This is a genomic window from Streptomyces lasalocidi, assembly GCF_005280215.1.
Taxonomy (GTDB): Bacteria; Actinomycetota; Actinomycetes; order Streptomycetales; family Streptomycetaceae; genus Streptomyces; species Streptomyces longwoodensis.
This window is the reverse complement of record NZ_SZNQ01000001.1, coordinates 5372488-5386373: the sequence shown is the minus strand read 5'-3', so window position 1 is coordinate 5386373 and position 13886 is coordinate 5372488. Positions and strand designations below refer to the sequence as shown.

9 protein-coding genes are annotated in these 13886 nt (G+C 74.9%); 2 read left to right on the top strand and 7 right to left on the bottom strand.

Translation table 11 applies throughout. The annotated features are described in order from the left end of the window. Positions 1–216: 216 nt before the first annotated feature. Both E4U91_RS24370 and E4U91_RS24365 read right to left on the bottom strand, forming a co-directional pair. The gene (locus E4U91_RS24370; RefSeq protein ID WP_168218153.1) at positions 217–3345 is read right to left on the bottom strand and encodes a putative bifunctional diguanylate cyclase/phosphodiesterase; all 3129 of its coding nucleotides are present in this window, start codon (positions 3343–3345) and stop codon (positions 217–219) included. A 398-nt stretch (positions 3346–3743) separates the two neighbouring features. Continuing rightward, on the bottom strand, positions 3744–4718 hold the full coding sequence (locus E4U91_RS24365) for a 2-hydroxyacid dehydrogenase (protein WP_137308812.1): 975 nt from the start codon (positions 4716–4718) through the stop codon (positions 3744–3746). A 74-nt stretch (positions 4719–4792) separates the two neighbouring features. On the opposite strand from E4U91_RS24365, the gene E4U91_RS24360 reads away from it, so the two are divergent. Further along, positions 4793–5794: an aldo/keto reductase gene (locus E4U91_RS24360; RefSeq protein ID WP_137308811.1), complete on the top strand. Its 1002-nt coding sequence runs from the start codon at positions 4793–4795 to the stop codon at positions 5792–5794. 131 nt (positions 5795–5925) lie between these two features. After that, positions 5926–7086, top strand: a complete 1161-nt coding sequence (locus E4U91_RS24355) for a PQQ-dependent sugar dehydrogenase (protein WP_137308810.1) — start codon at positions 5926–5928, stop codon at positions 7084–7086. Here E4U91_RS24355 and E4U91_RS24350 read toward each other — a convergent pair. The 5 genes from E4U91_RS24350 to E4U91_RS24330 all read right to left on the bottom strand — a co-directional run bounded on the left by E4U91_RS24350 (position 7079) and on the right by E4U91_RS24330 (position 13766). Beyond that, the gene (locus tag E4U91_RS24350; protein WP_137308809.1) at positions 7079–7282 is read right to left on the bottom strand and encodes a DUF6191 domain-containing protein; all 204 of its coding nucleotides are present in this window, start codon (positions 7280–7282) and stop codon (positions 7079–7081) included. The two genes, E4U91_RS24355 and E4U91_RS24350, sit on opposite strands and share 8 nt — an antisense overlap. Before the next feature lie 47 nt (positions 7283–7329). Further along, a complete protein-coding gene (locus E4U91_RS24345; protein WP_137308808.1) occupies positions 7330–10452 on the bottom strand; it encodes a helix-turn-helix transcriptional regulator in 3123 nt (1040 codons plus the stop codon). Positions 10453–10514: 62 nt separating this feature from the next. Next, on the bottom strand, positions 10515–10742 hold the full coding sequence (locus E4U91_RS24340; RefSeq protein ID WP_137308807.1) for a hypothetical protein: 228 nt from the start codon (positions 10740–10742) through the stop codon (positions 10515–10517). A 193-nt stretch (positions 10743–10935) separates the two neighbouring features. Further along, entirely contained in the window at positions 10936–11496 is a 561-nt protein-coding gene (locus tag E4U91_RS24335; RefSeq protein WP_137308806.1) for a hypothetical protein, read from the bottom strand. 35 nt (positions 11497–11531) lie between these two features. Beyond that, positions 11532–13766 (bottom strand): MMPL family transporter, encoded by a 2235-nt coding sequence (locus E4U91_RS24330; RefSeq protein ID WP_137308805.1) that lies wholly within the window; start codon positions 13764–13766, stop codon positions 11532–11534. Positions 13767–13886: the final 120 nt, after the last annotated feature.

The window sequence follows — 13886 nt, the reverse complement described above, 5'->3', positions numbered from 1 at the left end:
GATGCTGAGGGTTTTTGCGAGGTTCGGGCGGGGTTCGGCTGCCGCACGACAGGTATCCGTGCAACAAAAAACCCCTCGTGCCGTAAGGCAAGCGAGGGGAGCGCGCCGGGTGCAGGTCGCTGAGCGATGGAGGGCTCAGCGTCAGCCGACGCGCTGTCCAAGTACGAGAATTCGGGTGCGCATGGCACTGACCCTCCCCCCGACGCGCACCACGTGTCAAGTGGGTGGGACGGGCGTCTCATCATGTGAGCAGAGGGTCGTGCCACCACCGAGGACGGCCGTGACCCCTCCGGTGTACCGCAGGGCCGCGCCGCCCGCGAGGGCCGGCTCGGACGGGCCGTGCGGCACCGGGCACCGGCCGGAGCGCAGCGAGCGGCGCAGCCGGTACTCGTCCAGCGGGCCCGTGAACGCCATGCCCTGGCCGTGGGTGCAGCCCATCGCGCGCAGGGCGACGACCTGTTCGGGCAGGTCCACGCCGTCGGCCACGGACTGCAGCCCCAGGTCGGCGGCGATCCGCAGCAGCCCGCTGGTGATCTTGTGCAGCCGGGCGGACTCGACGACCCCCTCGACCAGGCCGCGGTCGAGCCGCAGCACGTCCAGGGGCAGCCTGCGCAGCGCCGTGAGCGCGCCGTAGCCGGAGCCGAAGCCGTCCAGGGCGATGCGCACCCCGTGCCGGCGCAGGGCGCCCAGCCGGCGCTCCAGCTCGTCGAAGGAGACCCGTGGGTCGAGGTCGGCCACCTCGACGACGAGCGAGCCCGAGGGCAGGCCGTGCCGGGTCAGCAGGGCCTCGACGGAGCCGGGGGGCATCGACCGGTCCACCAGCCGCCGCGCGCTCATGCGCACGCACACCGGCGCGCTCAGCCCGGCCGCGGCCCGCTCGGCGGCCTGCGAGACGGCCTCCTCCAGGACCCAGCGGCCCAGCTCCGCGGTGCGCTCGCCGTCCTCGGCGACCCGCAGGAACTCGGCGGGCGTGAACAGCACGCCCTGGGAGGAGCGCCAGCGGGCCTCGGCGGTGACCGCGGTGATCCGGCCGTCGTCCAGCCGCACCACGGGCTGGTGCAGCAGCGTGAACTCGCCGTCGTGCAGGGCGGCCCGCAGCCGGGTGGCCAGCTCCGCCTTGCGCACGACGTCCTGCTGCATCTGCGGCTTGTACAGCTCGACGCGGCCCTTGCCGGCCGCCTTGGCCCGGTACATCGCGAGGTCGGCGTTGCGCAGGAGCTCGCCCGCGCCGAGACCCGGCTCGGCGAAGGCCACGCCGATGGACGCGGCGACCCGGACGTCGGAGCCGTCGATGTCGTAGGGCTGGGAGAGGGTGAGCCGGAGGCGGTCGGCGAGCTCCAGGATGTGCCGCTCGCGGGCGCCGCGGTCCCGGGTGGTGTCGCCGACGATCAGGGCCGCGAACTCGTCGCCGCCCAGCCGGGAGGCGGTGTCGCCCTGGCGGACGGCGTCCTGCAGGCGGCGGGCGGCCTGGACGAGCAGGGCGTCGCCGGCCTGGTGGCCGATGGTGTCGTTGACCGCCTTGAAGCCGTCGAGGTCGATGAAGAGCACGGCGGTGTTGCGCAGCGCGGTGCCCCGGTCGGAGCTGCGGCGGCCGGACAGGGCGTGCTGGACGCGCCGGGTGAACAGGGCGCGGTTGGGCAGGTCGGTGAGCGGGTCGTGCTCGGCGTTGTGCTGCAACTGCGCCTGGAGGCGGACGCGTTCGGTCACGTCACGGCAGTTGAAGATGAGGCCCCCGTGGTGGCGGTTGACGGTGGACTCGACGTTGAGCCAGCCTCCCCCGCCCCCGGCGTCCCCCGGACGAGAGGTGCCCGCGACGCCGGACCGGAAGCGGCACTCGATGCGCGTGGTGGGTTCCTCCGCGGGGTCGGCGGCGAGGAAGCGGCGCAGCTCGTGCACCACGCAGCCGAGGTCCTCCGGGTGGATCAGACCGGCCAGCTCGGTGCCGACCAGCTCCTCCGCGGGGCGTCCGTAGACCCCGGCGGCGGCCGGGGAGACGTAGCGCAGGACGCCGCTCGGCGCGGCGATCATGATGACGTCGCTGGAGCCCTGCACCAGGGAGCGGAAGTGGTTCTCCTTCTGCGCCAGTTCCTGGGTGAGGGTGATGTTGTCGAGCAGCATGATGCCCTGGCGCACCACGAGGGCCAGGACGACGGCCCCGCCGGTGATCAGGACGACGCGGTCGACGCTGCGGCCGTTGAGCACGTTGTAGAGGATGCCCAGCGTGCAGACGGCGGCGGCGAGGTAGGGCGTGAGGGCGGCCAGCGAGCCGGTGATCGGCCGGGTGCCCGGGTAGCGGCCGGGGTCGCCCCCGGGGGCCGGGCCGGGCCGGCGCCCGGCGTCGCCGCCCGCAGCCGCCACCGACGCCTGCGCCGGCGCCGTGGCCTGCGTCGCGGCCGGGCCCGTGGCCGGGATGTGCGCGACGGGGGCGCGCTGTCCGGGCAGGTGCTCGTGGACCACGCGCGTGTGCCCCTCGCGCACCGTCTGGCGGCGGGCGTGACGGGTGGAGGCCCAGGGGGCGTAGGCCAGCAGCAGGGAGCCCGCGAACCAGCCGGCGTCGAGCAGCTGGCCCGAGCGGTAGTTGTTGTGCAGCAGCGGGGAGGTGAACAGGGCGTCGCACATCACGGTGAGGGCGAGTGCCCCGATCGCGGTGTTCACCGCGGTGCGGTTCACGGTCGAGCGCCGGAAGTGCAGCACCAGCACCATGCTCACCAGGGCGATGTCCATCAGCGGGTACGCCAGCGACAGCGCGGCGTGCGCGACGCTGGGTCCGTCGAACCGGGCGGCCTGGGCGAGCGCGAGGCTCCAGGACAGGGTGAGCAGCGAGCCGGCGATCAGCCAGGCGTCCAGGGCGAGGCAGACCCACCCGGCCTTGGTCATGGGCCGGGTGGCGAGCACCAGCAGGCCGACGATGGCCGGCGGGGCGAAGCACAGGAAGAACAGGTCGGCGTAGGAGGGGCTGGGCACGGGCCGCCGCAGGACGACCTCGTACCACCCCCAGACGCCGTTGCCGAGGGCCGCCATCGCCGAGGAGAGGGCGAACAGCAGCCAGGCCGGTCGAAAGCGCACCCGGCGGGTGCGCGCGTAGAGGAAGCAGGAGACGGCCGCGGTGCCGGCCGCGGCGGCCAGCCCGAAGTCGCCCATGACCAGGGCGAGTTCCTCGGAGCCCCAGTCGAGTGCGGAACCGACGGCGTATCCCGCGCAGACCAGGGCCAGCAGCATCTGGTGGACCAGGCCGGGCCGCAGGGGTGCGGAGGGCCGGGGTCCGACCGGGGCGGCACCCACCGGGGGCCGCTGACTCGGCGTCCCGTCGAGCACGGGCGTGGAGGTCGACGGCGGCGAGGTCACCGGGGCCTCCTGGCACGCGCCGGTCCCGGGCCCCGCAGGCTCCGGTGGACCGGGTGGGCCTGTCGGCGACGGCCGCCCGGCCGGCGGTGGTGACTGGTCTGTGCGCCCCGGTGGCCGGGAGGTGCGCCGTGGGCACGTCCGTGCGCCGTCGTGCGCCAGGGTCGCCGCCGACGGCTCCGCCGCGTCGGATCGTTCGTCCATAGGCCGTGCATCGCCCGTCGCCCCCCTACAGTCTGAAATGTCCGTCCCCGGCGCCGAATGTCCACGGCGCAGCCCCTGTCGGGACGATACACCAGGATCGTCACTCAGGGACATAGTTCCTCTACGCTCAGTGACGGCCAGCGGCGACGCACGCACGGACCGCGCACGGGGGACTGCGGAGGGTGCCCGGAGCGGGGTCAGTCGCTCGCCGCGCCCGTCGTCAGGACCACGTTCCGCAGCGGCTCGCGGTTCACGTACCGGCGCAACTGGTCCACCAGCAGGCGCTCGGCGCGGGGCAGGAAGGCGGAGGTGGGGCCGCCGACGTGCGGGCTGATGAGGACACCGGGCGCGTGCCACAACGGGTGGTCGGCCGGCAGCGGTTCGGGGTCCACGACGTCCAGCGCGGCGGTGATGCGGCCGCCCTCCAGGGCGCCGAGCAGGGCGTCGGTGTCGACGACGGCCCCGCGGGCGACGTTGACCAGCAGCGCGCCCTCCTTCATCCGGGCCAGGAAGTCCTTGCCCACCAGCCCGCGGGTGGCCTCGGTGAGCGGGGTGGAGAGGATGACGACGTCCGCGTCGGGGAGCAGGGCGGGCAGCTCGGCGATCGGGTGCACCGGTCCGCGCTCCGTGGTGCGCGCGGAGCGTGCGACGCGCACCACCCGCGCGAGCTCGAACGGCGCGAGCCGGTCCTCGATGGCGGCGCCGATCGAGCCGTAGCCGACGATCAGCACGCTCCGGTCGGCGAGCGCCGGGTGGAAGTGGCTCTGCCAGCGCCCCTCCTGCTGCGCCCGCACGAACCCGGGGATGCCGCGCAGGGACGCCAGGGTCAGGGCGACGGCCAGTTCGGCGGTGCTCGCCTCGTGCACCCCGCGGGCGTTGCACAGGCTGACGCCGGCGGGCAGGCCGGACAGGTGGCCGGTGATGTCGTCGACGCCCGCGCTGAGGGTCTGCACGACGCGGACGTTGCGCATCAGCGGCAGCGGCCGCACCTTCACGGACTGCCGCTTGAGGTAGGGCACGACGTAGACGGCGCAGTCCGCCGGGTCCCCGGGGAAGGGCTGGGTGCCGTCGTCCCCGCCGTCGTAGAAGAGGTAGTTGGGGCCCTCCGGCAGGCCGTCGATGCCGTCGGGCGGGAGGGGGAGCCATACGTCTCGGGGCGCGTCGTGGGTCATGCCAGGAGGCTATGTCAGGGGCGTGCGGGCGCAGAGGTTAGGTTGGGGGTCGGCACAGGGAGGGTCACGGGCTGGTGGAGCGCAGGACGATCGGCGCGGGGGCGCTCGCGGTGGGGGCCGTCGGACTCGGGTGCATGCCGATGAGCTGGGCCTACAGCGCGTCGCGGCAGCGGGGCGAGGAGTCGTTGAGGGCGGTGCACCGGGCGCTGGACCTGGGGGTCTCGCTGCTCGACACGGCCGACATGTACGGCCCGTTCACCAACGAGCTGCTGCTGGGGCGGGTGTTGAAGGAGCGGCGGCAGGACGCGTTCGTGTCGACCAAGGTCGGCCTGCTCGTCGGCGAGCAGCACATCGTGGCCAACGGCCGCCCGGGGTACGTCAGGAGGGCCTGCGACGCCTCGCTGCGCCGGCTGCAGACCGACGTGATCGACCTCTACCAGCTGCACCGCGCCGACCCCGAGGTGCCCGTCGAGGAGACCTGGGGCGCCATGGCGGACCTGGTGCGGGCGGGCAAGGTGCGGGCGCTCGGGCTGTGCGCGGTCGGCGTGCGGGGCGGCCGCCGCACGCCGGGGCCGCGGTTGTACGACGCCACGCTGCGCCAGTTGCGGCGGGTGCAGCAGGTCTTCCCGGTGAGCGCGGTCCAGGCCGAACTGTCGGTGTGGTCGCCCGAGGCGCTGGACGCGCTGCTGCCGTGGTGCGCGGAGCGGGGCGTGGGCTTCCTCGCGGCGATGCCACTGGGGAATGGTTTCCTCACCGGCACCCTCCGGCCCGGCGCGGGCTTCGAGCCCGCGGACCTGCGCGCCCGGCACCCCCGCTTCACGGCGGAGATGATGGCCGCGAACCAGCCGATCGTGGCGGGCCTGCGCCGGATCGCCCGCCGGCACGGCGAGGACGTCACCGCCGCGCAGGTGGCGCTGGCCTGGGTGCTGTCCCGGGGGCGGCACGTCGTACCGGTGCCGGGCACCAAGCAGGAGCGGTGGGTCGCGCAGAACGCGGCGGCGGCCGGGCTGCGGCTGACGCCGCAGGACCTGGCGGAGATCGACGGGCTGCCGGCCGCGCAGGGGTCCTGGGACTGAGACGTCCCGGGGGTGACACGTCCGGGGACGGACACCGGCCGGCGCCCCGGAGCGGTTCGGGGTGCGGTGATCGGGAACCCGGGGGGCCGGGCGCGGTGTATGACAGGGAGAACCCGCCGCGTCGAAGGGACATGATCGTGCAACGTCGAGCCGTACCGGCCGTGTTGGCCGTGAGCGCGCTGCTGCTGGCGGCCGGCTGCTCCGCCGGCGACGGGGGCGCGCCGGACGCCGGACCCACCTCCGCCGGGACCGCTCCGGCGCGGTCGGCGTCCCCGAGCCCTGCCGAGCCGACGCCACCGGCCAAGGGCACGGTGAAGGTGGTCCGCACGGTCGCCGGGGGCCTGGACACCCCGTGGGGCCTGGCCCCGGTCCCGGACGGCGACCTGCTGGTGTCCTCCCGTGACGAGGGCACGATCACCCGGATCGACGCGGACACCGGCCGCAGGACCGAGCTGGGCGAGGTCGCGGGCGTGGAGCCGAACGGCGAGGGCGGCCTGCTGGGCATCGCCCTGTCCCCCGACTACGCCTCGGACCACATGATCTACGCGTACCTCACGTCGGCCTCGGACAACCGCGTCGTCCGGATGCTCCACGACGACAAGAAGCCGGCCGGGGAGCAGCTCGGCGCGCCCGACACGGTCTTCAAGGGCATCCCCAAGGGCGTGATCCACAACGGCGGCCGGATCGCCTTCGGACCCGACCGGATGCTCTACGTCGGCACCGGCGAGACCGGCGACCGGGGGCTCGCCCAGGACAAGGACTCCCTGGCCGGCAAGATCCTGCGCCTGACCCCGGAGGGCGAGCCGGCCCCGGGCAACCCCTTCGGCTCCCCGGTGTACTCCTACGGCCACCGCAACGTGCAGGGTCTGGCCTGGGACGACAAGCAGCGGCTGTTCGCGTCGGAGTTCGGGCAGGACACCTGGGACGAGCTCAACGCGATCAAGCCGGGCGGCAACTACGGCTGGCCCGAGGCCGAGGGCAACGGCGACGACGCGGCGTACCGGAACCCGGTCGCCCAGTGGCACACCGACGACGCCTCCCCCAGCGGCATCGCCTACGCCCGGGGCTCGATCTGGATGGCGGGGCTGAAGGGACAGCGCCTGTGGCGCATCCCGCTGAAGGGTACGCAGGCGTCCGCGGCCCCGCAGGACTTCCTCGAGGGCACGTACGGGCGGCTGCGGACGGTGGTGGCGGCCGGCGGGGACAAGCTGTGGCTGACCACGAGCAACACGGACGGACGGGGGACGCCGAAGCAGGGCGACGACCGGATCCTGGAGCTGGAGGTCAGCTAGGGGGTGTTTCGGGTGTTTCTCCTTGCAGGTCGTCCTGCTCGGGCGGGCGGACGACCACCTTGCCCGAGGCGAGGTCTATCGGGCCCCGGCCGGGATCGGCGTCGCCGACGTCCTCGCGGGTCAGCTCCAGGCGGTTCTGTTCGTCCCGGGTGTGCTTGCGCCCCGGCGCGAACAGGTCCTCGAAGGCGTTGAACATCGCGCTTCCCTCCCGCGCCCGGGGGCGGCGCCGCGGCCGGCGCCGTCTCAGCCCGCCACCAGCCTCCCCTCCACCTCTGGCGGGAACAAGCCCAGGCGGTGGGCGAGGGCCGCCGCCTCGCCCCGGCCGGAGACGCCCAGCTTGCCCAGGATGTGGGAGACGTGGACGCCGGCCGTCTTCGGGGAGATGAACAGCTCGTCCGCTATCTGCCGGTTGGTACGTCCGGCGCAGACCAGCCGCAGCACCTCGCGCTCGCGCTTGGTCAGCCCGTGCGGGTCGGCGGGGGCGTTCCCGCGCAGGAGGGGGAGGCGGGCGCGGTGCGCGAGCCGGGTCGCGGCGTCGGCGAGGGGGCGGGCACCCAGGTGCTCGGCTACGGCGAGGACCAGGCGCAGGAGTTCCGTGGCGCGGGCGCGCTCGTCACCGCCGTCGCCGTCGCGGTCCTCGCTGTCTCCTTCGCCGTCGCGACCGCCGTCCGGGTCGTGGCCGGCGTGGTTGCCGTCGCCGCCCGTGGCCAGCAGGGCCTCGGCCAGCCGGTGGCGGGTGCGGGCCAGGTCGTAGGGGCGATCGAGCGCTTCGAAGGCGGTGACCACGGCGCTCCACTCCCCCGGGTCGCCGCGGCCCTCGGCGCGCGCGAGTTCGGCGCGCACCCAGTCCTGGTGGGCCCGCCACAGCGGGACGGCCGCGGTGAGCCCCTTGGCGGCCCGGCGCAGGGCGGCGGTGCGGGCGGGGTCGGGGACGGGCGCGTCGCCCTCCAGGGCGGCCGCGGTGAGCAGGAGCGGCCAGCCGTAGCGCTCGCAACCGGGCGGGAAGCCGGCGGCCAGGATCCGGTCGAGGTGGGCGCGCGCCCCGTCGGGTCGGCCCTCGGCGGCGGCGAGACCGAGTGCGACCCGGGTCAGGGGCAGCTCGTGCTGGGCGGCGTCCTCCTGTGCCCGGAACAGGTCGCGGGCCAGGGCGAGATGGCGGCGCGCCTCGGCCAGGTCGCCGCGTTCGTGGGCGAGTTCGGCGCGGACGGTGGCGAGGAAGCCGCGGGTGGTGGCGCCCTGGCCGACCTGGCCGGCGGTGAGGGCGCGGTCGGCCTCGTCCCAACGGCCCAGCGACATCAGGGACTCGGCGAGGTTCCCCCACACCCAGCCCTCGCTGTCGGCCAGGCAGTGGCGCCGGGCGAAGGCGACGCCCTCCTCCAGGAGGGGCACGGCACTGCGGGAGCGGCCGATCGCCTCCAGCCCGGAGGGCAGGTTGACGTAGACGTTCAGCGCCACGGTGGGGATGTCCTCGGCGAGCGCCCGCTCCTTGACCTCGTGCAGCGCGGTGAGGCCGGTCTCGGTGTGGCCGGAGGCGAGCTGGAGGGTGCCGAGGATCTGGCGGGCGTTGAGCTCGGTCTCGCGGGCGCCGACCATGCGGGCGTACTCGACGGCCCGTTCGGCGGCGCGGAAGGCGTCCGGGCCGGGCGCGTGGATCATCGCCCAGTTGGCGACCTGGACGAGGACTTCGGCGTGCACCCGGCTGGGCGGCAGGCCGCGCACGCACTCCTCGGCCCGGGTCAGCTCCGCCCGGCCGTCGCCGCGGCCGACCTGCCGCGCCAGCCGGGCGCACTGGATCCAGAACCACGCCGAGCGCAGCGGGTCGGGCTCCTCCTCCAGCAGCCGCAGCGCCCGCCGGGCGGTCTTCAGGGCGCGCTCGCGCTCCCCGCACAGCCGGCCGGCGACGGTGGCCGCCGCCATGAGGTCGAGGTAGCGGGGCGGTGTCCCGGACGGGTGGCGGCCGTCGGGGTCCGCCGCGGGTCCGGCGGGCGGCGGAGGCGGGGGTGGAGGCGGGTAGGACTCGGGGTGGTCCAGGGGGCGCAGCCCCGCGCGGACCTCCTCGGGGGCGGTGTCCCACAGCTCCATCGCCCGTTCCAGGAGGCGCAGTTGCTCGCTGTGGGCGTGCCGGGAGCGGGCCTGGACGGAGGCGTCGAGGACGGCGGGCAGGGCCTTGGCCGGGTCGTGGGCGCGGTACCAGTGGCTGGCCAGCCGCATGGCCCGCTCGTCGGCCGGGACGAGCCCCGGGTCGTCCTCCAGGGCTTCGGCGTAACGGCGGTTGAGGCGGGAGCGTTCGCCGGGCAGCAGGTCGTCGCTGACGGCTTCGCGGACCAGGGAGTGGCGGAAGCGGTAGCCGTCGCCGTCGGGTGTGGCGAGGAGCAGGTTGGCGTTGACGGCCGCCCGCAGCGCCGCCAGCAGGTCGTCCTCGGCGAGCCGGGCGACGGCGGCCAGCAGCCGGTACTCGACGGTGTTGCCGCCCTCGGCGACGATCCGCGCGATCCGCTGGGCGCTCTCGGGCAGTGCCTCGACCCGGACCAGCAGCAGGTCGCGCAGGGTGTCGGTCAGTCCCGTGCGGCAGCCCTGGCGGGCGGCGACGGCGAGTTCCTCGACGAAGAAGGCGTTGCCGTCGGAGCGCTCGAAGATCGCGTCGACCTGCGCGGGGTCGGGGTCGGCGGCGAGGATGCCGGCGATCTGCCGCTCGACCTCGGCGCGGGTGAACCGGTCGAGGTCGATGCGGTGGACGGTGCGGAGCCGGTCGAGTTCGGCGAGCAGCGGGCGCAGCGGGTGGCGGCGGTGGATGTCGTCGCTGCGGTAGGTGGCGAGGACGACGAGCCGGCCGGTGCGCAGGGTGCGCACGACGTACGACAGCAGGTGGCGGGTGGAGGCGTCGGCCCAGTGCAGGTCCTCCAGGGCGACGACGACGGTGCGTCCGGCGGCGACGCGCTCCAGCAGCCGCACGGTGAGCTCGAAGAGGCGGGCGGTGCCCTCCTCGTCGTGGCGGCCGGTGCCGGGTTGGGCGAACTCCGGGAGCAGCCGGGCGAGTTCCTCCTCCTGGCCGGCCGCGGCGGCGGCCAGGTCGTCCGGCAGGGCGCGGCGCAGGGCGCGCAGCGCGGTGGAGAACGGGGCGAACGGCAGCCCGTCGGCGCCGATCTCGACGCAGCCGCCGACGGCGACGACGGCGCCCGCGCGGCCGGCCGCGGCGGTGAACTCCTCGACGAGCCGGGTCTTGCCCACCCCGGCCTCGCCGCCCAGGAGCAGCGCCTGCGGCTCGCCCGCGGCGGCCCGGGCGAGCGCGTCGTCCAGGGTGCCCAACTCGGCGGCGCGGCCCACGAACACGGGTGAGACGGTCCTGGTCTGCACGGTCCCGAGCATGGCACAGGGCCCCGGCGCCGCCCCGGTGTTTTCTTCGGGGAGGGCCGGGGCGGCGGGGGCGTTCACGCGGCCCGGGCGGACCGCAGCCGCCAGGGGCGGCGGGTATGGCCGGTATCGCCGGTACGGCCGGTATCGGACGGGCCGTGGTCGCCCTCGCGGGCGGCGGTGCGGCCGGCGGCCTCGCGCCGGGCGGCCCGGCGGCCGCGGACGGCCTCGCGGGCGAGCCGGTCCTGCTCGGCCTGGCGGATGAGATCGGCGGAACGGAGCTGCTGGAGCTCGAACTCGTACATGCGGTCCCCTCGGGAGAGTGTGTCGGCTTCGCTCGATTGCGATGCCTCCACCTTCGTCCCCGAGGCGGGGCCGCCACATCGGGAGAGTTCCGCATCTTCGCGGGGGCGCGGTGCCTTAGACACACCCGAGGGGCCCCGGGCCCGGCGTAAGGCACGTACGCCGGGACCTAAGGCCCCTCGGGAGAGGACCGGTTCAGCTCGCGGGCGGCAGGCCGAGCAGGACGTCGCTGTACTTCAGCACGGCCAGCAGCAGGCCGATCACGCCGAGCGCGACACCGGCCCAGGCGACCGACTTGATCCACGGCGCCTGCGGCCTGCCGGGCGCGCCGAAGGCCGGGCGGACCAGCACGACGGCGCCGGTGACCAGCGCGACCAGGGCGAACAGGCCGGCCCACAGGGCGGTGGTGTGCCAGGCGTCGCCGTAGACCTCCTTGATCTGCTGGGAGACGCTCGCCGTGGAGGAGGTCCGCAGCTGGCCGACCAGGGTCTCGCGGGCGGCGGCGACGGTGCCCACCCAGTTGCCGGTGAGCGACACGATGCCGAGGGCGACGGAGACGACGGCCCCGGCGCCCTGGCCGACGCCGGAGGGTCCGGCCGCCTCGGCGTCCGTCTTGGCGTCGGCGTCCGCGTCGGCACCGCTCGCGTCCTCGGTGGCGGCGGCCCTGGTGGTGCCGTCCTCGGCGACGGCCTCCGCGGTGGCGGCCTCCTCGGTGCGGGCGTCCTCGGCGGCGGGCTCGTCAGTCTTGGTTTCCATGCCTGGCACCGTACGGACGCTCTCTGAGAGGTTGCTTAATGATCGTTGTGAGGGCCGCGCACGGCCGCGTCGATCTCCTCGACCTCGGCCACGACGTCCGTGAGCCGGTCCAGGGCGGCGGCGCGGCACTCGGGCGGTTCGATGCTGATGCGGGGCAGCCGGCGCTCCAGCCAGCCGGGCAGCCACCAGTTGGCGTCACCCAGCAGGTGCATCAGGGCCGGCACCAGCAGGGTGCGCAGGACGAAGGCGTCCAGGGCGACGGCGGCGGCGAGCGCGATGCCGAACATGGCGATCACCCGGTCGCCGCTGAGCACGAAGGCGAGGAAGACCGAGATCATGATGACGGCGGCGGAGTTGATGACCCGGCTGGTCTCGGCGAGCCCGACGCGGACGGCGCGCCGGTTGTCCCCGGTCTCCAGCCACTCCTCGTACATCCGGCTGACCAGGAAGACCTGGTAGTCCATGGACAGCCCGAACAGGACCGACACCATGATCACCGGCAGGAACGGCTCGATCGGGCCCGCCCGGCCGAGGCCGAGCAGCTCGCTCCCCCAGCCCCACTGGAAGACCGCCACGACCACCCCGAACGAGGCGGCGACGGCGGCGACGTTCATCGCGGCCGCCTTGAGCGGGATGCCGACGGACCGGAAGGCCAGCAGGAGCAGCAGGCAACCGAGGCCGATGACGACGCCGACGAACAGCGGCAGCTTGCCCACGATGACGTCCGCGAAGTCGTCGTAGCCGGCGGTGACGCCGCCGACCTGCACGTCGAGCGCGGTGCCCCTCTCGGCGCGGGGCAGCACCTCCTGGCGCAGCCGGTCGACCAGTTCGCTGGTCCGCTGGGACTGCGGCGCGGAGTCGGGCACCACGGTGAGGCGGGCGGTCGTGCCGGCGGAGTCGTAGGTCACCGGGGTGACCGACGCGACGCCCTCGGTGGTGCGCAGGGTGGCGTCGAGGTTGTCCAGGGCGAGCCGGTCCTCACCGCCCGCCACGTGCGTCACCAGCGTCAGCGGGCCGTTGACGCCCGGTCCGAAGCCCTCGGCGAGGAGGTCGTACGCCTGGCGGGTCGTCGAGGTCGTCGGGTCGTTGCCCTGGTCGGAGGTGCCCAGGCGCAGCCCCAGGGTGGGCAGGGCGAGGACGGCGACGACGGCGAGGGCGAGCGTGCCGAGCAGCTTGGGCCGGCGCTCGACCAACGCCGACCAGCGGGCCGCGAACCCGGTGGGCACCTCCGGTTCGGGGCCGTGCTCGGCGAGCCGGCGCCGCTCGCGGCGGCTCAGGGCGCGCGGGCCGATGAAGGAGAGCAGGGCCGGCAGCAGGGTGACCGAGGCGGCGACCGTGAGCAGCACGGTGAGACAGGCGGCGACGGCGACGCCGTTGAGGAAGGTCAGCCGCAGGGTGAGCATGCCGAGCAGCGCGATGCACACGGTCGCGCCCGCGAAGACGACGGCGCGTCCGGTGGTGGCGACGGCGGTGGTGGCCGCCTCGGTGACGGACAGCCCGCGCCGCAGGCCACGCCGGTGCCGGGTCACGACGAACAGGGCGTAGTCGATGCCGACGCCGAGTCCGATCAGCAGGCCGAGCATCGGCGCGAAGTCGGCGACGGTCATGGCGTGCCCGAGCAGCGCGATCCCGGCGTACGCCGTGCCGACGCCGACCAGGGCGGTGGCGATCGGCAGCAGGGAGGCGGCGAGCGAGCCGAAGGCGAGGAACAGCACGACCGCGGCGACGACCACGCCGACCACCTCGGCCAGGTGTCCGCCGGGGGCCTCGGTGAGGGACATGGCGCTGCCGCCGAGCTCCACCCGGAGCCCGTCGGCCTCGGCGCCCTTGGCGGTGTCCGCCACCGCCTGCGCCTCGTTCCGGTCGATGTCCTCGGCGCCGTCGGTGAAGGTGACGGTGGCGTAGGCCGTGCGGCCGTCGGCGCTGACGGCGCCGGTGCCCCGGTCGGCGTAGGGGCTGCTCACGGCGGCGACGCCGGGCAGGTCGGCGATGCGGTCCAGGGCGCGGGTCATCGTCTGCTCGACGTCGGCGGCGCGCACCGAGCCCGAGCCGGTGTGCCAGACGACGGTGTCGGCGTCGCCGCCGAGTCCCGGGAAGCCCTTCTCCAGCAGCTGGGCGGCGTGGCCGGCCTCCGTGCCGGGGACCGCGTAGTCGTTGGAGTACGCGCTCCCGGCGACCGCGGCGGCGGCGCTCACCCCGGCGAAGGCGGCCAGCCACAGCAGGACGGCGACGAGGCGGCGCTGGACACACCAGCGTGCGAGGGCTGCCACGAACGTGCTCCCGGGGTGAATTGTGGATCTTTGACCGGGAACAGTCGTCCATGAGCTGAACGGCCCGCAAAGAACGCATGAGCGATGCCAGGTCACTCTTTCAGGCGTTGGAGATCCTTT